Origin of the sequence: Chryseobacterium sp. FP211-J200, from assembly GCF_001643375.1 — a bacterium.
Lineage (GTDB): Bacteria > Bacteroidota > Bacteroidia > Flavobacteriales > Weeksellaceae > Epilithonimonas > Epilithonimonas ginsengisoli.
The window spans coordinates 12,064-37,256 of sequence record NZ_LSHB01000078.1 but is presented as its reverse complement, the minus strand read 5'-3'; the positions used below and the strand labels follow the sequence as shown (position 1 = coordinate 37,256).

The window sequence follows — 25,193 nt, the reverse complement described above, 5'->3', positions numbered from 1 at the left end:
TGCCAACTGATTTTATAAATGATAATTGATTAATGATAATTGATAAAGCGACGAATTAAATCATTCATCATCTATCAATCATCAACTATAATTTTGTTCCTATTCTCATTTTTGCGCTTCTGGCGCGTGAGTTTTCTTCTATTTCTTCGTCGTCCGGGATGATTGCTTTTGTCTTTAATAATTCAAAAGTCTTTTTGTAATTCCCGTAGATATCACGCGGCGGTTCACCTTCGAACATTCCATTTTTCAGGAAACGTTTTACCAATCTGTCTTCTAATGAGTGGTAAGAAATCACGACCAATCGTCCGTCGGTTTTCAAAATCTTGTAAGACTGAACCAGCATTTCTTTCAAAACCTCCAGTTCTTGATTCACCTCGATTCTGATGGCCTGAAAAATCTGAGCAAAAAATTTGTTCTGCTTAAAAGCCGGGATATAACTGAACAGACCTTTCAATTCTTCTGTCGTGTTGATTTTTTTAGTTTTCCTGTGATGAACGATTTCTCTTGCCAATTTTCGAGATTCTCTCAATTCCCCGTATTGATAAAGAATATTTGCTAGGTCTTCCTCTTCATACTCATTGATGATTTTTTTGGCATCAAGACCTTGCATGACGTTCATTCTCATATCAAGCGGCGCGTTGCTTCTGATAGAAAAACCACGTTCCGCTTCATCAAACTGATGAGAAGAAACGCCCAAATCCGCCAGAATCCCATCCACCTGAGAAATCCCATAAGCCAACATCGAATTTTCCAAAAACCGAAAATTCTGATTGACCAAAGTGAATCTCGGATCGTCAATTGTATTCTTCAAAGCATCCAAATCCTGGTCAAAAGAAAACAGCTTTCCTTTGTCAGAAAGCCGACTCAAAATCTCTCTCGAGTGACCTCCACCACCAAAAGTACAATCCACGTAAACACCGTCCGGATTGGTTACCAGAGCATCTACGCTTTGTTTTAATAAGACTGGATTATGATACATTTTGTTTAGTTGATAGTTGTTAGTTCAGAGTTGATAGATCTTGAATTTATCCCCTCTTAATTATTAATTCGACTCTTCCGAATCGAGATTTCCCATTACGTCTTCGGCAAGATTCGCAAAATCAATTTCACTGACCGCAATCACTTGCTCGTAAGAATCTTTGTCCCAGATCTCGAAGAGTTCGCCGGCACTTGTGATGACGATCTCTTTAGCAAGACCGGCATACTGCGTCAGATCTTTGCTGATTTGCAGACGACCAACATTATCCATCTCCACGGTTTTCACACCAGCGGTAAACATCCTGATGAAATCAGCATTTTTTTTGATAAATCGGTTCAGACCGTTTATTTTTCCCATCAGTTTTTCCCAAGGCTGCATCGGATACACCTCCAAACACTTCTGAAACACCGACCGCTTTATCACAAATGGCTCATCTGCAAAATGTTCCATCTGCTTCGTAAGCGAAGCAGGCAGTTTGATGCGCCCTTTGTCATCTATTTTGCACTCGTATGTTCCAATGAAGTTTTTCATTTGGAGCAAATTTATATAAATTTCTACCACATTTTACCACTTTCGCCCACTTTTATACTTAATGTTTATAACTTTTTGGTTTCGGCGCGGTCTTGGCTAATGATTTGATTTAAAATCGATTAAAATGAAATATTGCGAAAACCTTTGTCATAAAGCCTTTGCAATGAATGATTTAAAAAATCCGGTTAGGAATGATTCATTATTTAAAATGATTCTAACCAAAATATCAAATTCCTTATATTTGTTATATGAATTATTTAGAAGCACTTAACTGGCGATATTCTGTAAAAAGATTTAACGGACAAAAAATTTCCTCGGAAAAACTGAACAATATCTTGGAAGCTGGTCGACTTTCTGTAAGTTCACAAGGATTGCAACCGTATCATCTTTTGGTGGTGGAGAATGATGAAACGATTCAGAAACTGATCCCTGCTTTTTACAATCCGTCTCAGATTTCCACTTGTTCCCATTTGATCGCCTTGGTTTCGAAGACCAATATTAATAAGGAATACGTTGATAATTATTTTAACCATATTATCAATGAACGAGGCGTGACGCTGGAACAGTTGGTTGCTTTTAGGAATAATATCAATTCTCAATTAGAAAATCAAACTTCTCAAGAAATGGAAAGTTGGTCCGAAAAACAAAGTTATATCGTTCTTGGCTCTTTGATAATGGCCTCTGCACAGGAGAATATCGACAGTTGCCCAATGGAAGGCTTCAAATCTGACATTTTGGAAGACCTTTTGAAAATAGATAGGGACACCGAAAAAATTACCGTTGTTCTGACTTTAGGTTACAGAGCGGAAGATGATAATTTTCAGAATTTCAAAAAAGTGAGAAAACCTGCGGATAAGTTCATCAAATTCTTATAACTTTATTCTTTTGAATTACCTCAGATCTATTTGAGGATAGTAATTATTATTTATGATAAAAACAGACGTTCTTGTAATTGGTTCCGGAATCTCAGGCTTATCTTACGCCATCAAGATCTCCGAACAACTACCAGAAACAAAAATAACCATCGTTACAAAATCCAACGAGGACGAGAGCAATACCAAATATGCACAAGGCGGATTGGCAGTCGTAACAGATTTTTCCAAAGATAATTTTCAGAAACATATAGACGACACATTGCGGGCCGGCGATTACATCAACGACCCAGAAATCGTGAGAACTGTTGTGGAAGAAGCACCACTCAGATTCAATGAAATTGTTGAATGGGGCGCAAAATTTGACCAGGAAAAAGGTCAGTATTCACTCGGAAGAGAAGGTGGACACACGGAAAATCGAATCGTGCATCATAAAGACATCACCGGTTTTGAGATTGAAAGAGCGCTTCTGGAGACAATCAGAAATTCTCCCAATATAGAAATGCTGCCTCATCATTATGTCATCGACCTGATTACCCAACACCATGTTCCAGGTAAAGAATTGGACAAGGGAAACATCCACGGTTACGGTGCTTATATTCTGGATGAGAAAAATAAGAAAATCAAAAAGATCACTTCGAAGATCACTTTGGTAGCAACTGGCGGTGCGGGTCACGTTTATAAAAACACGACCAACCCAATCATAGCAACAGGAGACGGAATTGCCTTTGTTCACAGAGCTCAGGGAAAAGTTTCGAATATGCAATATTATCAGTTTCATCCGACGGCGATGTATTCCAAACGTGATGGAATGTTGTTTTTGATTTCCGAAGCTGTTCGTGGCGATGGTGCAAAACTGAGAACGAAATCCGGCAAACCTTTTATGCAGAAATATGATGAGCGCGAGGAATTGGCTTCCCGCGACATCGTTGCAAGAGGAATTGATAATGAACTGAAAATTTCTGGCGATGATTACGTTGGTTTGGATTGCAGAGGTATGGACAAGGAAAAATTCATCCATCATTTTCCGAATATCTACAAAAAATGTTTGGATGAAGGCATCGACCCGATGAAGGAATTGATTCCCGTGGTACCGGCTTGCCATTATTTGATGGGCGGAATTGATACAGATAAAAATGGACAATCATCCATCAAAAATCTTTTTGCAGTTGGAGAATGTACCAATTCCGGACTTCATGGCGCGAACCGTTTAGCTTCGAATTCCTTATTAGAAGGTTTGGTTTTTGGTCACAACGCGGCGATGAAAACGGTTGAATTGTTGAAAGAAAATGATTTCAACTTCGATGACTTGAAAGCCGTTCCGGAATGGAATGAAGAGGGAATGAAAATGATGGACGAAATGGTTCTCGTGACTTACCTCAGAAAGCAACTTCAGGAAATGATGAGCGATTTGGTTGCGATTGTTAGAAGCAATACAAGATTGGAATTAGCCAAGAAAAAACAGCGCGAAATCTATGAAGCTGTGACAGAGCTTTATAATTATTCCATCCTTTCACCTCAACTTTCGGAATTAAGGAATCTTGTGAATGTTTCTTATTTGATCATCAAGCAATCTTTGGAAATGAAAGAGAATAAAGGTGCTTTTTACAATAAGGATTTGGCTACGAAACCGCTTTTGATCAATGAGTAATGAAAGTCATCAATTGCATTTTTCTGATTGTAATCTTTTGCCTGTTTTCCTGCAACTTTTCGAAGAAAGAAACCAAAGCAAATTCGGAAGAAGTAGAAAACTTCATCAACAAAAATCTTGACCCAGATCCCGGGAAACCTTTTTTCGAGTTTGACGCCATCGATTATTACAAACTTAAAATTGACGAACACACAGCTTCGAATCTTTTAAATACTCGAAGGACCGCATTGGATAGCATCAAATATAACTTAATTCTTGATGAAACTTCGGAAAACATTAGTGATGACCACTTTCTGAACAACCTTGACAAAGTCGGATATAAAAAATCAGAGATCGACCCTTCTGATTTTCAAAATCTTACCAGCTTGTTTTCTGAACGGTCGGAACGAGACAGACTTAATTTCGACTGTTTTCCAACATTTAGAAATATATTAGTATTCAAAAAAGACGATAAGGTGATCGGCGTTGCCAAGCTTGACGTCAACTGTAATAAATATAAGATTATTGGAACAACTGCCCATACTGAAACTTTTGGACAAGGTAAAGACTACGAAATCCTATCTTTGATCTTTAATAAATACATTGATAAAAATTAGAATACCAGCATCCGATAAGTTTTAAAGGAATAAAAAATAATGCTTTATAAAAACAATGATCAATACTTCCGCTGGATTTCAGATTTGAAACAGAAAATCCAGCAAAGCCAAATCAAAGCGGCCATTCAGGTGAATTCTGCTTTGATAGAGATGTATTGGGATTTGGGAAAGGAAATTTCTGAAAGGAGTTTTGAGAATACTTATGGTTCGGGATTTTTCAAGCAGTTGAGTAATGATTTGAAAAATGAATTTCCTGAGATCAAAGGTTTCTCTGAGAGTAATATTAAATTCTTCAAAAGATTCTATTTATTTTATAATCAAGAAATTACAAATCGTCAGCAACTTGCTAACGATTTCAAAAGTGATGACACCTCAACTTTCCAGCAAGTTGGTGGAGAATTCAAAAACAAGGAAAATCAAAATCGTTACCAACTTGGTAACGAATTCCCTAAGAAACTTTTTCTAATTGCGTGGAGGCATCACGTTGAGATTTTCACGAAATGTAAAAATGTGACAGAAGCTCTATTTTACATCAATAAAAGATATGTTGTCATCGAATTAAAATCTGGAGAATTCGAACCGGAATACGCAGGGAAACTCAATTTTTACGTCACGTCTGTTGATAAACAATTGCGTGACGAAAATGACAATGCAACGGTTGGACTGATTATTTGTAAAAAGAAAGACGACATCATTGCAGAATATTCTTTGACAGATTTGCACAAACCTTTGGGAATCTCTTCCTACGAATTAAGAAAAATTTTACCCTATAACTTTAAATCTTCCCTGCCGAGCATCGAGGAAATTGAAAATGAACTTAATAAAAATATCAACACAAAATGAAAAGACCAGCATACGCCAGCGATAAAGTTTTAAAAGAATTCATCAGAACTGCTCTGGAAGAGGACATCCAAAACGGTGACCACTCCACCCTTTCCACCATTCCGAAAGACTTGGAGCAAAAAGCGCAACTTATTGTAAAGGAGAATTGCATCCTGGCTGGAGTGGAATTGGCGGAAATCATTTTCAAGAATTTTGATAAAAATTTGAAAGTTGAGGTTTTCATCAAAGATGGAGAATCTGCAAAAAAAGGTGATATCGCTTTCATCGTTACTGGAAAAGCAAGGTCAATATTATCAACAGAAAGATTGGTTCTCAATTGCATGCAAAGAATGAGTGGTATTGCAACGATGACGCACGATTGGGATTCCAGATTAATTGGCACCAAAACAAAACTTCTTGACACCAGAAAAACAACACCCAATTTCCGGGTTTGTGAAAAATGGGCTGTTGCCATCGGTGGCGGAACGAATCACAGATATGGCTTGTACGATATGATAATGTTGAAGGATAATCATATCGATTACAACGGAAGCATCACCAACGCTGTGAAAATGGCAAAAGCTTATGTCAAAAAAAACAAGCTGAAACTTAAGATAGAAGTCGAAACCAGAAACCTTGAGGAAGTAAAAGAAGCTGTAAAATCTGGCGCTGACAGGATCATGTTTGACAATATGCCAGTCGAAATGATGGCTGAAGCTGTAAAAATCGTAAAAGGAAAATCTGAGACCGAAGCATCAGGTGGAATCACACGTGATGTGTTAAATTCGGTGGCGAAAACTGGTGTAGATTTTATCTCAGCAGGCGCAATCACCCACTCTTCGAGCAATATCGACCTGAGTCTCAAGGCTTTAAAAAATTAACACTCTATTAACAGAACCTATTGATTTTTTTAAGACTTTTGCGACATAAATCTTAAATAAATGAAAAAGACTTTAATCGTTGCAATTTTACTTGCCGGTTTTTTTACAGCATCCGCACAGGTTACTACTAGTAGCATCAACGGAGTAGTTACTCAATCTGCTGGTAAAAATACTGCTGGTGCAACCATCAAGGCAACTCACCAACCTTCTGGAACAGTTTATTCTGGAGTTTCCAACAGCTCTGGATATTTTAACTTGTCCAACCTACGTGTTGGAGGTCCTTATCTGGTAGAGATTACTTATGGGAATCTACAGCCTGTAATTTATGACGATGTCTATTTGCAGCTAGGTGAACCATTTGCAGTAGATGCAAATCTATCACAACCGAAAGAAACATCTATCGAAGCTGTACAAATGGTTTCTGTGGGACGTAATTCAAGAAAAAACGGAGCAACAACCGTTATTGGAAGAAAACAAATAGAGAGCATGCCTACTCTAAGCAGATCTCTTCAGGACTTCACAAGACTTACACCACAAGCCAATGGAAACTCTTTTGGAGGAGCGAACAATAGATATAATAACATTACTATTGATGGTGCTGTAAACAATGATGTCTTTGGACTTTCTGGTTCTGGTACACCTGGTGGACAAGCTGGTACACAACCGATTTCATTGGATGCTATCCAGGAGATTCAAGTAGCTCTGGCTCCTTTCGATGTTACACAAGGAAACTTTACAGGAGCTGGTGTAAACGCAGTTACAAGATCTGGTACCAACAAATTTGAAGGATCTGTTTACTTTTTCGGGAGAAATGAAAATACGATTGGTAAAAGTGTAATCACAGGTGATAAGTCTTCAAAATTCAGTGAAACACAATACGGTGTAAGAGTTGGAGGTCCATTGATTAAAGATAAATTATTCTTCTTCTTAAATGCAGAATCTGGAAGAAGAACTTCTCCTTTGGCTTTCAACGCAGGTGAAGCAGGTACGACTATGACCAATGAGATCGCTCAGCAAATTGCAGATTACACGCTTTCAAAATACGGATATGATATTGGTGGCTACGGTCCTCAAGACATCCAAACTCAAAACAACAAAATCTTCGGAAAGATCGATTGGAATATCAATGATAAACACCAATTAGCTATTCGTTATAACTTTATTGATGCATTTGATGACAATCTATCAAGAAGTGCCAACTTCTTCAGATTTGGAAACAATGCTTACAAATTCACGAACAAACAAAGTGGATTAGTTGCCGAATTAAGAAGTAACTTCAACAGTAGTTTTTCTAATAATTTAATTTTAGGATATTCATCTATTAAAGACAATCGTGAGACTGCGGGAAGTCCTTTTCCACAGATCACTATCTTAAATATTGGAAACGTTTCCGGAGCATCTGCAGAATTTGGTTCTCAAAGAAGTTCATTTGCTAATGAGTTAGATCAAACTATTTTTGAAGTAACTGATAACTTCAAATGGAACGTTGGAAAAAGCACATTTACTTTAGGTACACACAATGAATTTTTCAGTTTCAGAAACTTGTTCATCAACAACTTGAATGGTAGATGGGATTTTAACAGTGTAGCAGATTACTTAAACAATGTTCCTGCGAGAGTAAGAGCAACATATTCTCTTATTCCTGGCGAATCTAGACCAGAAGCTAAATTCAGTGCGGCTCAATTAGGTTTCTATGCCCAAGGAGAATCTGAGGTTTTCAAAAACTTTAGATTGACTTATGGTATTAGATTAGATGTTCCAGTAATTGGCGACAAACCTTTGAGAAATCCAAAAATCGAAGCTTCTTTCCCTGGATATAGAACAGACAATACGCCAAGTGGTCAATTATTGTGGGCACCAAGAGCTGGATTCAACTATAACGTAAACGGTGACAGATCTCTTGTACTACGTGGTGGTGTGGGTGTTTTCACTGGAAGAGTACCATTTGTTTGGTTATCTAACCAATATACAAACAGTGGAATGTTGTTCGGTACTGTTGATGCAAGAACAACTGGTATAAACGGTGGTAACGGATTCGACCCAAATATTGAGAATCAACAAAATATGGGATCTGGATCTACAAGAGCAGAAGTTAACCTTATCAGCGATGATTTCAAAATTCCTCAAGTCTTGAGATTCAACTTAGCAGGAGATTTCAGATTGCCTGGAGGGATCAACGCTACTTTGGAAGGAATGGTTTCCAAAACAATGAATAACATCGTGTATTCTGACATCAATATTTCTGGAAGCAACGCAAACATCAACCCTGCTCTTTCAGGTGGTGCAGATACAAGACCTAACTATACTGGACAAAGAGTTAACGCTACAGACTTCACCAATGTTATTTTGTTAAGTAATTCAAGTAGAGGTTACACTTATAGTTTAACAACTCAATTGCAAAAATCATTCGCTTTTGGATTGGATCTAATGGCAGCTTACACCAACGGACAATCTGCTTCAATCAACGATGGTAACAGCAGTACAGCATTATCTAACTGGGAGTTTACACAAATCGTAACTAGTCCGAACAATCCGCCTCTTGCAAATTCTAACTTCGATATCAGACACAGAACTATTGGTAGTGCTGGTTATAAAATAGAATACGGAAGAAACAAAGCGTTCTCAACTGGATTCAGCTTATTCTACGCTGGAACATCTGGATCTCCTTTCACTTACTTATATAACGGTGATGTGAATGGTGATGGTGCTTTCTCTAATGACCTACTTTATGTTCCTAGAAACGCAAGTGAGATCAAACTTGTTGCCCTTACAGGTTCTAACGCTGCTACAGTTGCACAACAATGGGCTGCATTGGATAGTTTCATCGAGCAAGATCCTTACCTAAAAACTAGAAGAGGACAATATGCAGAAAGAAACGGAGCTAGAACACCTTGGGAACACAGATTCGATATGAGAATTACTCAGGATCTGGGAATTACGATCAAGGACAGAGTTCACAGATTCCAATTGACATTTGATATCTTCAACGTAGGAAATCTTCTTAACAAAGATTGGGGTAAAAGCTACTTCGTGAGCAACAATGCTTATCAGTTGATCACTTACACTACTTCTGGTGGTGGTGGTTATACTTTCAGAGCTCCTAAGGATAACCAAGCATTCAATATTTCTGATCTTGCTTCTAGATGGCAAGGACAGTTTGGAGTTAGATATATTTTCTAATTTCAATTAATATTAATTATACTTCAAATCCCGGCTTTCTGTCGGGATTTTTTTATCTTTGTCAATCAAAAATCTGAATATGGAAGTTTACAACATTCTTTTGCACGCACACAAAGGTTTCGCTTATCTGGAACTAGCTTTGGTCGCTGCATTTTTAATTCTTCTGCTCGTAACAATGTTTGGTTACAGCGGCAACATTTCAAAGGCTTTACGCAAAGTGACATTGTTCACCATGATCTTCTTTCACGTTCAGTTCTTGATCGGGATCATTATGCTGATCACCAATGTTACAAAAGGTTTGGATATGGGCGCAGTGATGAAAAATGCTGATCTTAGATTCACTTATGTGGAACATCCTTTCTCTATGTTGATCGCAGCAGTGCTAATGACCGTCGTCAACAAAAAATTGAAAACCGCTGACAAATTAACAATAAGACTTATGTCTTTAGGATTGGTAGCACTCGCACTTTTTGTGTTCGCTTTCCCTTGGGCAAGAGTTTTCGGATAATATTTTAATCATTTAATTATGAAAGTAGCTGTAGTAGGCGCAACCGGAATGGTTGGACAAGTTATGCTGAGAGTTTTGGAAGAGAGAGGTCTTCCTATCACCGAATTAATTCCCGTAGCATCAGAGAGATCTGTTGGCAACAAGGTCAAGTTCAAGGACAAGGAATTCACTATCGTTAGCATGGACGACGCTATTGCAGTCAAACCCGAGATCGCCATCTTTTCTGCTGGTGGTGATACTTCATTGGAATTTGCTCCTAAGTTTGCTGAGGTTGGAACAGTCGTGATCGACAATTCTTCAGCTTGGAGAATGGATCCGACCAAGAAATTGGTAGTTCCAGAGATCAACGCAAATGTTTTGACCAAGGAAGACAAGATCATCGCCAACCCGAATTGTTCTACGATACAATTGGTAATGGTGCTTCACCCTTTGAATATTAAATATGATATCAAGAGAGTGGTCGTTTCGACTTACCAATCCGTAACAGGAACTGGTAAAGCGGCAGTAGATCAATTAAATGCTGAGATCAAAGGCGAAAGTCCTGAAAAAGTATATCCTTATCAGATCTTCAAAAATGCATTGCCACATTGCGATGTTTTCTCAGATGATGATTACACCAAAGAAGAGATCAAATTGATGAAAGAGCCTAAGAAGATCATGGGCGACGATACTTTCAATTTGACAGCGACAGCTGTAAGAGTTCCTGTACAAGGCGGCCATTCTGAAAGCGTTAATATCGAATTCGAAAATGAATTTGACCTAGAGGAAGTAAGAAAGATCCTTTCTGAAACGCCAGGGGTAACACTTCAGGACGATGTGAAAAACAATCATTATCCGATGCCTTTGTACTCCGAAGGGAAAGACGATGTTTTTGTAGGAAGGATCAGACGAGACCTCTCCCAACCGAAGACGCTCAACCTCTGGATCGTGGCAGACAATCTGCGAAAAGGCGCTGCTACAAACGCAGTTCAGATCGCAGAATACTTAGTAGCAAACAACTTAGTTTAAACTAACAAAAATCAAAGAATCTTCGAAAATCTCGAAGATTCTTTTTTTAGCAATGGAAAATAGCAAAGAACAAAATTCCAGTATCGCTTTTCAGAAATGGATCGCTGCTGTTGGAATCATCCTTTTTATCGGTAAGATCACGGCGTGGAAACTGACCAATTCGGATTCGGTCTTTTCTGACGCCATGGAAAGCATCGTTAATATCATCAGTGCTTTCATGGGACTTTACGCCTTATACCTAGGTGGCAAACCTCGTGACGAGAACCACCCGTACGGACATGGAAAAGTTGAATTTGTGACGTCCGCAATTGAAGGCTCACTCATCAGCATCGCCGGCGTGATGATCATCTATGAAGGCTCCAATAGTTTAATCACAGGAAAGGTCCTTAATAAGATCGATTGGGGAATTTGGATTATCACAGCGACTGCTATTGCCAATTATGTTTTAGGATATATTTCTATCCAGAAGGGAAAAGCGGAGAATTCTATTGTTCTAATTTCTTCTGGAAAACACCTTCAGTCAGACACTTTTTCAACATTGGGTGTGGTTGTCAGTTTGGTTTTGGTCTACTTCACCAAATTGGTTTGGATTGATTCTGTTGTGGCTTTGGCTTTAGGATTTTATATTATTACGATCGGTTACAAAATTATCAGACAATCTCTTAGCGGGATCATGGACGAGGCAGATCCAGCCATGCTAGGAAGACTTGCTGATTTCCTTAATGAAAACCGAAAACCGGAATGGATCGACGTTCACAATATGAAGATCCAGCAATTCGGAAGCCGACTTCATATCGATGCGCACATGACCTTACCTTGGTATTTCGAGTTGAGGACAGCACATAACGAGATGGAGGCGATGATCAAACTCATTGCGGAAAATACGGACCGATCGGTTGAATTCAATTTTCATATGGACGACTGCAAGCCTATCTCCTGCGCGATCTGTCAAGTTGTGAATTGCCCAGTTCGCCAATATGAATTTTTGAAAAAAGTAGAATGGACCGGAGAAAACATCTCCCAGCCAGACAAACACACTGTGGATAATCTTTAAAAATTAAATCTAAAACCTAAATTGAGGTTCAGAATTGTAGCATCAGAATAATATTTTTCTATTTTCTTATTCTCCAAATTGATATCAGAAGTAAAAAAATATATTTTTGGCCCAAAGAAGACCTGAACATTATTAGTTTTGGAAATGCTGTAAAGAATTTTTCCGCCCAAGATGTACTGATTTCCGTATTGCCTGAATCTGTCTCCCCAATCGATGGATTCGCTCCTCAAAAATAAAGATCCAATACCAGCTTTGGCTTCTACATCAAAACCACTATCTCCAAAAGAATGCAGATAGATCAGATAGAAGGAAAAATCAGTTAGCCTTGGATTTTCCAAAGCACCAAAAACACTCACGTCCTTGACTTTAGAAAACATCTGGTTGAATTCGCCGCCCAATCCAAAATCTTTAATAAAAATAGCCTGAAAACCTAAACCATAGCCACCAAAGCTTTTCAGTCCATCTGCCATAAAATTGTCACCGATGGGAACTCCCAAATTCCCTTTTAAATCTATGGAAAATCTTGCTTTTTGCTTTACTCTCTCTTGGGCGTTGGAAAACGAGACTGCCAAAATCATTAGAAATAATAAATATTTTCTCATCATTCTACAGTTATGTTATCAAATTTTGTATAACCTTGCCCACTCGAAAGTTTGATGGAAAGCGAGTCATAATTGATCCTGCAACCAGTAGCATTTGTAGAAAAGCTTAATATTTTTCGACCAACGTACAGATTGGCACTATCTACAGTCGCAGGTCCACCTAAGCCAAAACTTCCATCAGATTTGGAGATTCCTTCGGAAACTAAAAAACTGTTTGTTATTTGTAAAGGCGTACTGACACCTTCGCCATTTTGATTAGTGATTTTTCCTTCCGTGTATATCCTCGCATTATCGATATAATCTGAGCAACTAACAAGACACAAGGAAAAACTAAGACAATAGAAAAATTGTTTCGTCTTCATGGGTTGTTTTTTTCAAATATAATTAATTATCGTTGAAAAAAATCAAATCTCAAATTAATTTAATATCTGCTTAAGAAACACTGTCTTGCATCCTTTTTCTATAATAAAAAATAGGAATTATCAGCAGTAAGGCCAAAGGCTGGATGACAAACCTTCTGATATAAAAAGAGAACAAATAACCGAACTCGAATTTGTCATTAATACAAAAAAGATAAATGGGGAAAACAATCACAAAGATCAAGGTGATCAATATAAAAGCCTGCTTCGTCCATTCTTTATTCTGAAATAAAAAATAAATGATCCAAAGTGAAAAAAAGGCATTCAATAGGAAACGAAAGAGATAACTTGAAATCAATTTGAGCCATTCAAACTTTGGAAAAACGGCAGAATGATCAGCTGACTTGAAATAAGATAAAAACGGGTCGTAAAAGATCTTGTCCTCCAATCCACGAATTCCTATCAATCCGAAAACGCCGACCAAAACTAAAAACCACCTAAGCATTTTCAATTTTCTTTAAAGCGAAAAACTGGATCCAAACCAACCAAAGAATGATCACACCACCATAGATGATCGCAGGAAAAAGATAATCGTGCCCCACTTTCTCGTACTGCGGATATTTGAGGTAAATGATATTCAGCAACGCAATTCTGAAAACATTCAAAATATGAAGGACCACCAAGCCTGCCAAAACATAAAGAAAGGTTTTTGCTCCTTTGTAGAAAGCAAAGATAAAAGCTGCAAAAAGTATCGCTACAGAGATGACATTGCAACCTTCCACCATTCTCGTCGTGAATTTTCCACTCGTTTGGAAAAGCACACTGTGAAGTTTCAAATTATCGACCAAAACTGTTGGGAATCCAAAAAGATCTTGCAAGAAAGCAACCTGTTTCGCAACCCATCTTGTGAATGGATCTACCACATCATTCTCATAATTGTTAAGGTAAAACTGATACAGCAATACAAAAACAATGTAGATGACGACGAATCTCAATAAAATCTTCAGAACTGGTAGAAAATCTTTCATAAGGTAAAATTACAATTTTTCGTGGTTTCAAATTCTATTATTAATTAACTTTGTCTTATGCAGCATCATCAGGAATTTTTCGAGAAATTTTTAGGAAACAAAGCCGATTCTTTTACCGCACTTCCGCAAAGTGGGTCATCGAGGATCAATTATATGGCTTCTTCTGAAGGAAAGAAATATGTGGTTACCTACAACGAAAACAATCTTGAGAACGAAGCTTTTTTCTACTTTTCAAATTTGTTTGATGATTTGAATTTGAACACGCCAAATGTTTTAATAATCAATGAAGAAAGAGATCTGTACGTTCAGGAATTTCTTGGAAATCAGACCTTATCAGAAGTGATTTCGAAAGAAGGTTTATCGGAACGTGTAAAAGATCTGGTGAAGAAAAGTTTAAAAGCACTTTTTGAATTGCAGACCAAAACGTTGGGCAAAGTAGATTTCCGAAACAGTTTCGAATATGAAAGCTATGATGACCTGCCGATCACACACGATCTTTATTATTTCAAGAATTTCTTGATCGATGTCTTGGAAATTGAATATCATAAATCGACTTTATTAAAGGAATTCAAGAAAATATCTGAGATCATCCAGAAGTTGGAGCCGAAGGTTTTGATGATCCGGGATTTCCAATCCAGGAATATTTTGGTGAATGAGAAGAATGAGATTTTCTTCATCGATTATCAATCCGCGATGGAAGGTCCGGCTGGTTATGATGTGATCTCGTTCCTTTATCAAGCGAAGGCCAATTTTCCGAGTGATTTCAAGGAAGAGATGCTGGACTATTATTTATCTTTTTGGGAAAACGGATCAGAGAGAGACGCTTTGAAGAAATCATTCAATTGGATGAAGATGATGCGTTTTCTGCAGGTTTTGGGTGCTTATGGATTCCGAGGCTTGATCCAGAGAAAATCACACTTTTTGGCGAGTCTTTTCCAAGGCATCGAAAACATTTATGAACTGAATCAAACCTGGAATCAGATCTCTCAAAATTTCCCGGAATTATACTTTCTCATTTTAAGATTGAAAAGTCCAGAAGTACGATCTAAGATCGAAGATCTGATCATTGACTAGAAGATCTGATTGACGTATAAAATTTCTTCGTCTTTAGCTAACTTGACCCTATACTGAAATCCTTAGCCCCGATAGTAGCGGCTACCCCACAGCAAGCGGTTGGGAAGAGTGAGGGCGCGAGGAGTAATAGCGGATAGCGGGAAATAGCTCCTAAGGGTGAGTTGGAGTGTTTGAGGGTTGGAGAGTTCGAGGGTCGGAGAGGTTTTTACAAATACGTTTTTAATAAAATAAAAAACCTCAGAAATGAATTCTGAGGTTTTTTCTGAATATTTTCAGTCTCTCTAATTATTTAATACACTTAATCTGTCTTCTCTTACAATTCGTTTTGCGAATCTGAATTTTGGTCCCCAATAGTTGTCATCCAATGATGAAACCATGACGCCTTTGGAAGTGGCTGCGTGGATAAACTTGATCTCTCCATCTGCTGTTACCTCTTCTACGATCCCAACGTGTGAGATCCTTCTTCCATGTGAGAAGAATACCAAATCTCCTTTTTGTAATTCACTTCTTTCCACAGAATCCCCTTCTTGTGATTGCTGTGCTGCAACTCTCGGAAGATCCATGCCAGCTGCTGCGCCAAATACGGACAACACGAATGCTGAACAATCTATTCCGCTTCTGGAAGTCCCTCCGTATCTGTAAGGAGTTCCAAGGTAACTTTCAGCTTCGGATAAGATGTTATCGATTGTGTTGCTGTGTTTGATGGCATTTTCTATGGCCGATCTTTTGATCACGTCATTTGTATTAGCGATTGCTGCTAAGACTTGTTGACCTTTGTTGTTGTTAGAATTATTAGTAACTGCTTTAACATTCACGGATGCAAATTTGGCATCGCTTTTGTATGTTTGTGTATTAGAAACCACATAGTTGGAAACGCAAGATTGCAGTGAAAAGAATGTGGCTACAAATAAGAAATAAACTAGAACTCTTTTCTTCATATATACTTAATTATTTGTTAAACTTGAGTAGGTTTTTTGTGATTGCATAGCAAATTTAGCCATTACTCTTGGAAGGGTCTCCCAATTCACACTGGCAGCTCTTCGGTTTAACATATTTTAACAGTCTTACACGGAATGTTAAAGAAAAACAAAGCGCAAAGCCTTTATTTAGACTTTGCGCTTTTATTTTTAGTTAAGATACTTTAACGTTTTCGAGTTTGTCTATCTCGTGAATAACAATTCTCTATATTTGGTCATTGGCCAAAGCTCATCATCCACCATCATTTCCAAAGCGTCAGAACCTTCTCTCACAACCTCGAATAATGGGATCACGCTGGTACAATATGCTTCTGCCTGCTCCTGACTTCCTGAAGTGTTTTTGGCTTTGTCTCTTGCCTCAAGTAGGTCATCTACACCAACTTTGATCTTGGAAACGTTTTCAGAGATCTGGGAGATCAAACTCAATTGTTCTTTAGCCAAAGTTTTGAATTCTTTCTCACTGAAGATCTCTTTCAAACCTCTTACGTTCTCAATCAATCTGTTTTGATAATTAAGCGCTGCAGGAATGATGTGGTTTCTTGCGATGTCTGCCAAAACTCTTCCTTCGATGTCAATTACAGTAGAATATTTTTCTAATTTAATTTCGTTTCTTGCTTCAAACTCTCTGTGAGAATAGATCCCTAATTCTTCGTAAAGGTCAACGAATTTTTTATTTAATTCTTGTTTTAAAGCTTCAGGCGTTGTTTTCAAGTTATTCAAACCTCTCTTTTCAGCTTCTTTTGCCCAATCGTCGGAATAACCGTCACCTTCGAACATAATGTTTTTGCAGTCCTTAATATATTCACGAAGAACATTGAAGATCGCTTCGTCTTTTTTCAATCCTTTGTCGATCAAAGCATCGACTTGAACTTTGAAGACTTTCAATTGTTTTGCAGCAATCACGTTCATCACAGTCATTACCTCAGCACAGTTTGCAGAAGAACCAACTGCTCTGATCTCAAATTTATTTCCAGTGAAAGCGAACGGTGAAGTTCTGTTCCTGTCTGTATTATCCAAAAGGATCTCAGGAATTTTCCCGACAACATTTAGTTTCAAATCGGTTTTTTCTTCAGGCGATAATTTTCCGTCGGTTACTTTTTCCAATTCTTCCAAAACTCGGAACAATTGACTTCCGATGAATGCGGAAATAATTGCTGGTGGCGCTTCATTCGCTCCCAATCGGTGGTCGTTGCTCGCTGAGGCAATACTTGCTCTCAACAAATCTGCGTAATCGTGAACGGCTTTCAAAGTATTCACAAAGAATGTCAAGAACTGAAGGTTTTTCTTAGGATTTTTTCCTGGACTCAAAAGATTTTCGCCAGTGTCTGTCGCCAAACTCCAGTTGTTGTGTTTTCCACTTCCGTTCACACCAGCAAATGGTTTTTCGTGAAACAAAATACTGAAGTGATGCTTGTGCGCAATTCTCGCCATAATGTCCATCAATAATGAATTGTGGTCAACCGCAACATTCGCCTCCTCAAACATTGGCGCCAATTCGAATTGGTTTGGAGCAACCTCGTTGTGACGCGTGGTTACAGGAATTCCCAACTTCATACATTCGATTTCCAATTCCTTCATATAGTTCATCACTCTTGTAGGAATCGACCCAAAATAATGGTCGTCCAATTGCTGACCTTTCGCTGGAGAATGTCCAAGCAATGTTTTTCCAGTCAAAACCAAATCCGGACGAGATTGATACAAAGCAGTATCAACCAAGAAATATTCTTGTTCCCAACCAAGCGTTGGAGAAACTTTGGTTACGTTTTTATCAAAATAAGCTTTGCAAACATCGGTTGCCGCTTCGTCAACTGCATTCAATGCTCTTAACAATGGTGCTTTATAATCTAAAGTTTCACCAGTGTAAGAAATAAAGATAGAAGGAATACAAAGTGTAGTTCCCATGATGAAAGCTGGAGAAGTAGGGTCCCAAGCTGTATATCCTCTTGCTTCGAACGTGTTTCTGATTCCGCCATTCGGGAAAGAAGAAGCGTCCGGCTCCTGTTGGATCAATAATGCGCCACTGAATCTCTCAATCGCTCTTCCACCTTCGATCGGCGTGAAGAATGAATCGTGTTTTTCTGCAGTAGAGCCTGTCAATGGTTGAAACCAGTGTGTATAATGAGTTGCACCTTTCGACATTGCCCAATCTTTCATCGCAACTGCAACCTGGTCTGCAATATGTCTCGGGATTTTTGCACCTTTTCTGATGGCGTCCAAAATAGATTGGAATGCTTCTTTAGTCAAATATTCTCTCATCGTAACTTCTGAGAAAACGTTTTGGCAATATAGTTCCGACAATTTTGCAGGAATTTCAATAGAGTTGTCTTTTCTGTAATTTCTGAACGGAAGTTCTGCCAGAGCTTTAAATCTTAGTGTTGACATAAAAGTTTGTTGTTTTAAACTGGGCAAATTTACAAAAAATATAAATTCAAAATAAAATACCCCATAAAAATTACAGCTGGTTCAATATGATTTAAATTTTAATCTTTAATTGACCCCATTAAAATCAACACTGATTGAATTAAAAATAAAAAACACTATGTTTTATTATTGTTATCGAAATATGAATAAAATTTATTTTGAGAATCATTTCTTAGTATTAGAGAGAAAGATTAATTTTAAAGACCAATTTTAGATTTACAAAATACACAAACAAACAATTGAAAATCAACAAATTAATTATTTAAATTAAATTTCGTAACTTCGCAGACTTTTATAAAAATTTTAATATATGGCAAATTCAAGAGCAAGAGAAACCACAGAGGCTATCGAAAGATTATACGTGTCTATGAGACATTTATTTTACAGAGGATTTTTCAAACCTTCAGGTGTTTCGGGCGAGTCATTAAGAAAACTCTTAATGGTCATCAACCCTGAGATTTACGGAAGTATGAGCATTCCAAACAAGATAGAGCTGGACGGTTTACTTTATGTTCTTGACCGTCTTCCGGAAGGAATCGAGGAATGTTCTTTCATTCATTTAACGTCTGACGAAGGTTTTGACAAAGGCAGTTTTGAACCGATCGTTCCTAAGAAAAGACGTAGAAATTGCTACAGAATAGATGAACATCAGATGAACATCGAAGTTCTTTTAGGACGTTCTGAGATCTATGATATTTTGACCCACCTTACCTTCTTATATCTGGAAGCGGATAAAATCAGAAACATTGGTTTTGACCTCAGCCAAGATGGAAGACCAAGAAGAATCTGGAAAATCATTGAAGAAGTTGCAAAAGGCGAGAAAAAACACAGCCGAAAAGAAAAAGAAGTCGCGTTAATCCACCTTTCTTCTTTCTTGGGAAGAACATTCGATGAAACTTTGAACGCTTATAACAGCTTTGGTGATGACAACAATCCTGACCGTTTGTTCAAAATTATCTATTATTTAGGACAAGTAAGTTTGACGGATTGGAAAGAAATCAGCGAACGTGAGATCTATTTCTCATCGATTCTACAGGAAAGAGTTGGTCATCACCTTTTCGGAGAGAAGTGGGCTAATAAGATCAAGCAGGTTTTGGTAGAGAACAACCTTCATATGCGTCCGCTTCACATCATCAGTGCGAATATGCACTCTGTGAAAAATATGCTGTTCGCCAACGATGCGCTTAATAAAAAAGGAACGAAAGAAGTGGATTACAAACTTTTTGCTGACATTAGTAATAAAAAGGACCTTCAAACCAAAGTTCTAGACCACGCTTTGAAAGAAGGAATGATCTACATCGATGACCACAGCGGAAGTAACATAGACGTTCAGATCATCGACCTTGCTAAGACTGAACTCAAAAACTCGGTTTTCGCAGGACAAAAATTCAAAGGTGACGATGTCATCTTGGTTTTCGATTACGCATTTGGAGAACAAGCTTTTGAGGTAATGGACGAATTACTAAGACCTTACGAAGTCAACGGCGAGGTTTATATGATGAAAGTGAAATCGGTTTCCATTATGGGAAAAGCCGGAATCTTGACTGGCGGAAAAGGCGACATCATGATCCCAACCTCCCACATCTTCGAAGGAACTGCAGATAATTACACTTTTGAGAACGCGTTGAAACTCGAAGATTTTGTAGACGATGAAGTAAAAGCATTTGAAGGACCAATGGTGACCGTTTTAGGAACATCGCTTCAAAACAAAGATATTTTGTCTTACTTTATGACGACTTCGTGGAAAGCCATCGGACTGGAAATGGAAGGTGCACATTATCAAAAAGCGATTCAGGTAGCGAGCAAAATCCGTCATCACATTTCTCCGGACCTGTTTGTGATGTACGCTTACTATGCTTCGGATAATCCTTTGGAAACGGGAAGTACACTATCTTCCGGCGGACTTGGACTGACTGGTGTGAAACCAACTTATATGATCACACATAAAATCATCGAGAAAATTCTTGAACAGAAATAAAATTGAAAGCCTCCCAATCGGAGGCTTTTTTGTGCAATTGGATTCATTTGTTCTCCAACCTAAAGTGAGAAAATAAATTGATCTATATAAAATGTGCAACCGTATAAATTATCAAACCAACCAAACCACCGACAATGGTTCCGTTAATACGGATAAACTGCAAATCTTTTCCAACCTCCAATTCCAGCTTTCGGCTAAGTTCTTTTCCTTCCCAGTTTCCGACCGTGGTGCTTATTAATTCACCGAAACCTTTGGTGTTTTTAAGAATGTATTTGTAAGCTGTTAATCGCACCCAACTATCAATTCGGTTTTGGAATTGCTCATCGTTTTGAAGATTGAAAACAAACTCGTCCAGATTTTTTTTGATGTAAGATTTGAGTTTAGAATCCTGATCCGTCAATTCTGTTATTAAAGATGATTTTAAAGATTGCCAGATGTCATTGGAATATTGATTCAGTTTTTCGCCTTTCAGAAACTCTGACTTGATATTTTCAAATTCCGATTCCCACTTTGGTTCTTCTTTCAGTTCTTTTGAAAATTCGAAAATCTTGTTCGTGACCTCTGTTCTTAATGGATGCTTCAAATCCTCCTCCACTTCTCGGAAATAGTCGCTTAATCCTTTTGTAATTTTCTCTGATATTTTAGAATCCACAGATTTTGGAATGAAGAAGAAACTCTCCTTTTCTACTCTTTCCGTAACCAATTGCTGATTTTCCAGAATGTAATTTTTGATTTGAGAACTTAAGCCTGTTATTAATCTCTGATGGTCGTTTTTATTAAGGATATATTCGATTCCGTTTCCGATGATAGAATTGAGTTTGATTGAATCTGCCATTTCTTCGGCTTTGTTTGTAATGAATTTCACGACCGTTTCATCATCCAATTTATTAATGATATTAATTAAAATCGATGACAACTCATTGATCAAAACAGTCTGATTTCTCTCTTTTGAAAGCCATTCGCCCAAGTAAACCGAAACTTTTAGTTTCTGAATATATGGTCTGATATTTTGAGGCGAAAGAAAGTTTTCCACCACAAAATTTCCTAGATTATCACCAATCTTTTCTTTAGAATTCTCGATCAAATTGGTATGTGGGATTTTGATTCCCAAAGGATAATTGAAAAGCGCCGTCACAGCAAACCAATCTGCCAAAGCACCAACCATTGCCGCTTCGGAAAACGCGCGGATGTAACCGATCCAATGTGCGTGATCTTGTTTTTGAAGAATTGTCATGACCACAAAGACAACTGCCATCAAGATGAACAATCCTGTTGCTAACAATTTGTGATTCCGGAGTTGTTGTTTTTTTAATTCATCATTCATAGCAAAGAAAAATCGAAAATCATTCCAAACAAATTTATCGATATTTGAGTAAAATAAATTTATTTTTACATTAAAGTATTTTACAATGTTGAAAAAGCCTTTGAACATATTCTTATTAATAGTTGCCGGAATCATTCTGACCATTTACATTTCTGGTTATAACTATCTTTTCCAAGGTGTGAGACTTACTTATCTTAAGGGAGAATCCAGTTCAACTATCGATGACGGAAAATATTTTTCATCAAATAAAATTTCCAGAGGTAACCCAAAACCTTGGCCGACAGACATTAATTATAATAAAACAAAACTGTCTCCGGAATTGGAACAACATCTGAAAGAGACCGAATCGGTTTCTTTCTTGGTAATCCAACATGGGAAACTTTTGCAGGAACATTATTGGGATGGCTACAAGAAAAATACGGCCAGCAATTCCTTCTCTATGGCGAAAACAGTTACGGCTTTGCTCTTGGGCAAGGCGATAGACGATGGGCGCATCAGCGGGATTGATCAGAAGCTTGCCGACCTCTATCCAGAAATTGCCGAAAAGGAATTTGGGAAAAATCTAACCTTAGGAAATCTTGCGTCTATGGAAGCTGGATTGGACTGGGAAGAAAATTATAAGAATCCATTTGGCCCCAATGCGGCCGCCTACTATGGCTCGTCACTGGCAAACGTGGTCTTTCAGAAAAAACTCAAGCAAAATCCGGGAGAAAAATTTGAATATCAAAGTGGCGCCACTCAACTTTTGGGGCTCGCGGTTGGAAGGGCAGTGGGAATGCCACTTGCTACTTACGCTTCTGCAAAACTCTGGAGACCTTTAGGAATGGAACAGAATGCGGAATGGTCAACTGATGACCTTGGAATTGAAAAAGCATTTTGCTGCATCCAATCCAACGCACGGGATTTTGCAAAGCTTGGTTCTCTACTTCTTAACAAAGGGAAATTTGGAAATATGCCTTTGATCGATGAATCATTTGTTGAAAATATGATCACACCATCGGCACAATCAAATGGGGTTTATGGTTTGGGAGTCTGGATCAATTATGACGTAAAGATCCACCACTATTATCTTCGCGGACTTTACGGGCAATACGTCATCCTAATTCCAGAATATGATATGATCATTGTAAGACTTGGCAACAAAGAAGGCCTTGAAAAAGATTCGAAGAACCGCCCGGCAGAAGTGGAATTTTACATTAATGAAGCTTTAAAGCTTATAGAGAAATAAACTATTCTGCATCATAATCCAAGAGTGCAAAAACACTCAAGAGAATGCTGCTCCTCAATTTCTGTTCTGCTTCTTTCATGTACTGCGCCTCGTTGGTTGCAGGAATGTAGAGCTCATAGAAATTACGATTCCTAATGACGAACAAGGTAGATCCAATGATCATCGTAAGAATATCTTCTGATTTTGGCGCATTGTGAAAAACACCCGAGACGATTCCCTTTTTCACGATATCGTCCAACCTTGCCACGCAGATCTGATAAAACTCCAGCAAATCATCTTTTACGTTGTCCTGAGTTCTAATTTCTTGAGTCACAAAACCGTGAAAATAACTGTATTTGAAAAGTAGAGACACAATATAGTTGATGATCTCCTTCATCTGCATTTCCGGCTTGCCTTCTTTTATCGTCTGGGCAAATTCCGAAAAACTCTCCTTCGTTCGCTGAACACGGTACTGATAAAGGTAGGACATCATCTTCTCCTTGGAACCGAAGTAATACGAGATCATCGCCACATTGATGTTGGCCTTGGTACAGATATCGCGCACAGAAGTACCATCGAAGCCTTTTTTGGCGATCAATTCCTCCGCAACATCCAGGATCTTTATCTGCTTATCAGTAAATTTTTTCTTCATTTATTTTCAACGATAGAATGTAAATTTAACACTTATTTTGGTTAATTACAATAGAATATTATGTTATGATCTCCATTCTCGAAATCGAAGAATTACGATCAGTAAATCGGTATTTCAAAAAAACTTAATTCCCTATCTTTGACTATGGATTTTTTGGATTTTCATCATCATCAACGCAACAAAAATGGGATTTACAGTCTTAATCTCACTGACGAAATTCCAGCGGGAAAATTCTCTGCAGGTTTGCATCCAAAAGACATTACGGATAATTGGCAAACAGATCTTGAGTCGATAAAAAAGATCTCACTATCAGAGAATTGCCTGGCCATCGGCGAATGTGGATTGGACGGATTGATCGATATCGATGAGAAACTTCAAAATGAAATCTTCCAGGCACACATCAATTGGGCAGAAGAAATCAAAAAACCCATCATCATCCACTGTGTAAGACGTTTTTCTCAAATTTTACATTATAAAACAGCAAAGGTCCCTTTGGTCATTCACGGTTTCAATAAGAAAGAAAATATTGCACAAGAACTTCTGGACGCAGGCTTTTACCTCAGTTTTGGAAAAGCAGCACTAGATCACTTACCTTTGCAGAATACAATTAAAAACATTCCCATCAGAAGTTTTTTTTTGGAAACCGATGATTCTGATTTTGAAATTAGTGAACTTTATGAAAAAGTGGCTGAGATCAGATCAATTTCTTTGGAAAATCTAAAAGACCAAATGTGGGAAAATCTGGATAATATAGTTAGGCATGGATAAATTTTGGCTGGAACGCACTGAATTATTGATCAAGGAAGATGGCATCGAAAAACTTCAAAATGCTAAAGTTTTGGTGGTTGGATTGGGTGGCGTTGGCTCTTTCGCAGCAGAATTTTTGGCGAGAGCCGGCATTGGAAAAATGGTGATCGTGGATGGCGATGTGGTTGACATTACCAATATCAATCGTCAATTACCGGCGCTTCATTCTACGATTGGACAGCACAAAGTTGATTTGGTTGGAGACCGTTTGATGGACATCAATCCAAGACTTGACCTGACTAAACTTAATGAGTTTCTGGAGCCGGAAAGAATGAACGAGCTCATTCGATCAGAAAAATTCGATTACGTTTTGGACTGTATTGATTCTTTGACACCAAAAATTGCTTTGATCATCGCTTGCAGAAGGAGTAAGACCAAACTCGTTTCATCCATGGGAGCAGGCGGAAAATCTGACCCAAGCAAAGTGATGGTGCGAGACATCCATAAAACCAACAATTGCCTGCTTGCAAGACAAGTAAGAAAACGTCTCAAAAAAGAGAAGATCGACAAAGGTTTCCGTTGTGTTTTTTCTACCGAATTGCAAGATGAAGAAAGCTTAAAAATGACAGATGGAACTAATTTCAAAAGGTCTTTTTATGGAACGATCAGTTTTATTCCTGCGATATTCGGATTGTATGCTGCGGCTGAAGTCATTAATTACTTAACCGGAAAAGAATAATTT

General features: G+C 38.0%; 24 protein-coding genes. 14 read left to right on the top strand and 10 right to left on the bottom strand.

What is annotated here, in order from left to right:
* Positions 1 to 85 precede the first annotated feature (85 nt).
* Complete coding sequence (rsmH, locus tag AXA65_RS18565; RefSeq protein ID WP_063971538.1) at positions 86 to 979, bottom strand: 16S rRNA (cytosine(1402)-N(4))-methyltransferase RsmH; 894 nt, start codon at positions 977 to 979, stop codon at positions 86 to 88.
* Positions 980 to 1,042: 63 nt separating this feature from the next.
* Positions 1,043 to 1,510, bottom strand: a complete 468-nt coding sequence (gene mraZ, locus AXA65_RS18560) for a division/cell wall cluster transcriptional repressor MraZ (RefSeq protein WP_063971537.1) — start codon at positions 1,508 to 1,510, stop codon at positions 1,043 to 1,045.
* Between the two features lie 248 nt (positions 1,511 to 1,758).
* On the opposite strand from mraZ, the gene AXA65_RS18555 reads away from it, so the two are divergent.
* The 9 genes from AXA65_RS18555 (at position 1,759) to AXA65_RS18515 (ending at position 12,082) form a co-directional block, all read left to right on the top strand.
* A complete protein-coding gene (locus AXA65_RS18555) occupies positions 1,759 to 2,385 on the top strand; it encodes an NAD(P)H-dependent oxidoreductase (RefSeq protein WP_063971536.1) in 627 nt (208 codons plus the stop codon).
* A gap of 52 nt (positions 2,386 to 2,437) precedes the next feature.
* Complete coding sequence (nadB, locus tag AXA65_RS18550; RefSeq protein ID WP_063971535.1) at positions 2,438 to 4,033, top strand: L-aspartate oxidase; 1,596 nt, start codon at positions 2,438 to 2,440, stop codon at positions 4,031 to 4,033.
* A complete protein-coding gene (locus tag AXA65_RS18545) occupies positions 4,033 to 4,629 on the top strand; it encodes a hypothetical protein (RefSeq protein WP_063971534.1) in 597 nt (198 codons plus the stop codon). Before nadB ends, AXA65_RS18545 begins: the two co-directional genes overlap by 1 nt.
* A gap of 39 nt (positions 4,630 to 4,668) precedes the next feature.
* On the top strand, positions 4,669 to 5,472 hold the full coding sequence (locus tag AXA65_RS18540; protein ID WP_063971533.1) for a PDDEXK nuclease domain-containing protein: 804 nt from the start codon (positions 4,669 to 4,671) through the stop codon (positions 5,470 to 5,472).
* Entirely contained in the window at positions 5,469 to 6,332 is an 864-nt protein-coding gene (nadC, locus tag AXA65_RS18535; protein WP_063971532.1) for a carboxylating nicotinate-nucleotide diphosphorylase, read from the top strand. The genes AXA65_RS18540 and nadC overlap by 4 nt, the downstream gene beginning before the upstream one ends.
* A 60-nt stretch (positions 6,333 to 6,392) precedes the next feature.
* The gene (locus AXA65_RS18530) at positions 6,393 to 9,512 is read left to right on the top strand and encodes a TonB-dependent receptor (RefSeq protein WP_063971531.1); all 3,120 of its coding nucleotides are present in this window, start codon (positions 6,393 to 6,395) and stop codon (positions 9,510 to 9,512) included.
* A 79-nt stretch (positions 9,513 to 9,591) separates the two neighbouring features.
* On the top strand, positions 9,592 to 10,020 hold the full coding sequence (locus AXA65_RS18525; RefSeq protein ID WP_063971530.1) for a hypothetical protein: 429 nt from the start codon (positions 9,592 to 9,594) through the stop codon (positions 10,018 to 10,020).
* Positions 10,021 to 10,038: 18 nt separating this feature from the next.
* Positions 10,039 to 11,028 (top strand): aspartate-semialdehyde dehydrogenase, encoded by a 990-nt coding sequence (locus AXA65_RS18520; RefSeq protein ID WP_034973846.1) that lies wholly within the window; start codon positions 10,039 to 10,041, stop codon positions 11,026 to 11,028.
* A gap of 52 nt (positions 11,029 to 11,080) precedes the next feature.
* Positions 11,081 to 12,082 (top strand): cation diffusion facilitator family transporter, encoded by a 1,002-nt coding sequence (locus AXA65_RS18515; RefSeq protein ID WP_063971529.1) that lies wholly within the window; start codon positions 11,081 to 11,083, stop codon positions 12,080 to 12,082.
* Here the strand turns inward: AXA65_RS18515 and AXA65_RS18510 are convergent.
* From AXA65_RS18510 to xrtF, 4 genes are all read right to left on the bottom strand, one after another.
* The gene (locus AXA65_RS18510) at positions 12,079 to 12,687 is read right to left on the bottom strand and encodes a hypothetical protein (protein ID WP_131797851.1); all 609 of its coding nucleotides are present in this window, start codon (positions 12,685 to 12,687) and stop codon (positions 12,079 to 12,081) included. The genes AXA65_RS18515 and AXA65_RS18510 overlap by 4 nt on opposite strands.
* Positions 12,684 to 13,046 carry a hypothetical protein gene (locus AXA65_RS18505; protein WP_063971527.1) on the bottom strand — a complete coding sequence of 121 codons (363 nt, stop codon included), beginning with the start codon at positions 13,044 to 13,046 and terminating at the stop codon, positions 12,684 to 12,686. The genes AXA65_RS18510 and AXA65_RS18505 overlap by 4 nt, the downstream gene beginning before the upstream one ends.
* 70 nt (positions 13,047 to 13,116) lie before the next feature.
* Positions 13,117 to 13,554, bottom strand: a complete 438-nt coding sequence (locus tag AXA65_RS18500) for an exosortase F system-associated membrane protein (RefSeq protein WP_410492752.1) — start codon at positions 13,552 to 13,554, stop codon at positions 13,117 to 13,119.
* Positions 13,541 to 14,071, bottom strand: a complete 531-nt coding sequence (gene xrtF / locus AXA65_RS18495; RefSeq protein ID WP_063971525.1) for an exosortase family protein XrtF — start codon at positions 14,069 to 14,071, stop codon at positions 13,541 to 13,543. The genes AXA65_RS18500 and xrtF overlap by 14 nt, the downstream gene beginning before the upstream one ends.
* Before the next feature lie 57 nt (positions 14,072 to 14,128).
* Here xrtF and AXA65_RS18490 point away from each other — a divergent pair, with 57 nt between their 5' ends.
* Positions 14,129 to 15,145 carry an aminoglycoside phosphotransferase family protein gene (locus AXA65_RS18490; protein WP_063971524.1) on the top strand — a complete coding sequence of 339 codons (1,017 nt, stop codon included), beginning with the start codon at positions 14,129 to 14,131 and terminating at the stop codon, positions 15,143 to 15,145.
* Positions 15,146 to 15,426: 281 nt separating this feature from the next.
* Here the strand turns inward: AXA65_RS18490 and AXA65_RS18485 are convergent, their stop codons facing one another.
* On the bottom strand, positions 15,427 to 16,083 hold the full coding sequence (locus tag AXA65_RS18485) for a C40 family peptidase (RefSeq protein ID WP_063971523.1): 657 nt from the start codon (positions 16,081 to 16,083) through the stop codon (positions 15,427 to 15,429).
* Positions 16,084 to 16,305: 222 nt separating this feature from the next.
* The gene (locus tag AXA65_RS18480) at positions 16,306 to 18,504 is read right to left on the bottom strand and encodes a glutamine synthetase III (protein WP_063971522.1); all 2,199 of its coding nucleotides are present in this window, start codon (positions 18,502 to 18,504) and stop codon (positions 16,306 to 16,308) included.
* Positions 18,505 to 18,853: 349 nt separating this feature from the next.
* On the opposite strand from AXA65_RS18480, the gene AXA65_RS18475 reads away from it, so the two are divergent.
* Positions 18,854 to 20,521 carry a DUF6909 family protein gene (locus AXA65_RS18475; RefSeq protein WP_063971521.1) on the top strand — a complete coding sequence of 556 codons (1,668 nt, stop codon included), beginning with the start codon at positions 18,854 to 18,856 and terminating at the stop codon, positions 20,519 to 20,521.
* An 82-nt stretch (positions 20,522 to 20,603) separates the two neighbouring features.
* Here AXA65_RS18475 and AXA65_RS18470 read toward each other — a convergent pair whose 3' ends face one another.
* On the bottom strand, positions 20,604 to 21,845 hold the full coding sequence (locus AXA65_RS18470; protein WP_063971556.1) for a DUF445 domain-containing protein: 1,242 nt from the start codon (positions 21,843 to 21,845) through the stop codon (positions 20,604 to 20,606).
* A gap of 85 nt (positions 21,846 to 21,930) precedes the next feature.
* Here AXA65_RS18470 and AXA65_RS18465 point away from each other — a divergent pair, with 85 nt between their 5' ends.
* Entirely contained in the window at positions 21,931 to 23,073 is a 1,143-nt protein-coding gene (locus AXA65_RS18465; protein ID WP_063971520.1) for a serine hydrolase domain-containing protein, read from the top strand.
* A gap of 1 nt (position 23,074) precedes the next feature.
* Here the strand turns inward: AXA65_RS18465 and AXA65_RS18460 are convergent, their stop codons facing one another.
* A complete protein-coding gene (locus tag AXA65_RS18460) occupies positions 23,075 to 23,704 on the bottom strand; it encodes a TetR/AcrR family transcriptional regulator (RefSeq protein ID WP_063971519.1) in 630 nt (209 codons plus the stop codon).
* Between the two features lie 144 nt (positions 23,705 to 23,848).
* Between AXA65_RS18460 and AXA65_RS18455 the strand changes: the two genes are divergently transcribed.
* Positions 23,849 to 24,472 (top strand): TatD family hydrolase, encoded by a 624-nt coding sequence (locus tag AXA65_RS18455; protein ID WP_063971518.1) that lies wholly within the window; start codon positions 23,849 to 23,851, stop codon positions 24,470 to 24,472.
* The gene (locus AXA65_RS18450; RefSeq protein ID WP_063971517.1) at positions 24,465 to 25,190 is read left to right on the top strand and encodes a ThiF family adenylyltransferase; all 726 of its coding nucleotides are present in this window, start codon (positions 24,465 to 24,467) and stop codon (positions 25,188 to 25,190) included. Before AXA65_RS18455 ends, AXA65_RS18450 begins: the two co-directional genes overlap by 8 nt.
* Positions 25,191 to 25,193: the final 3 nt, after the last annotated feature.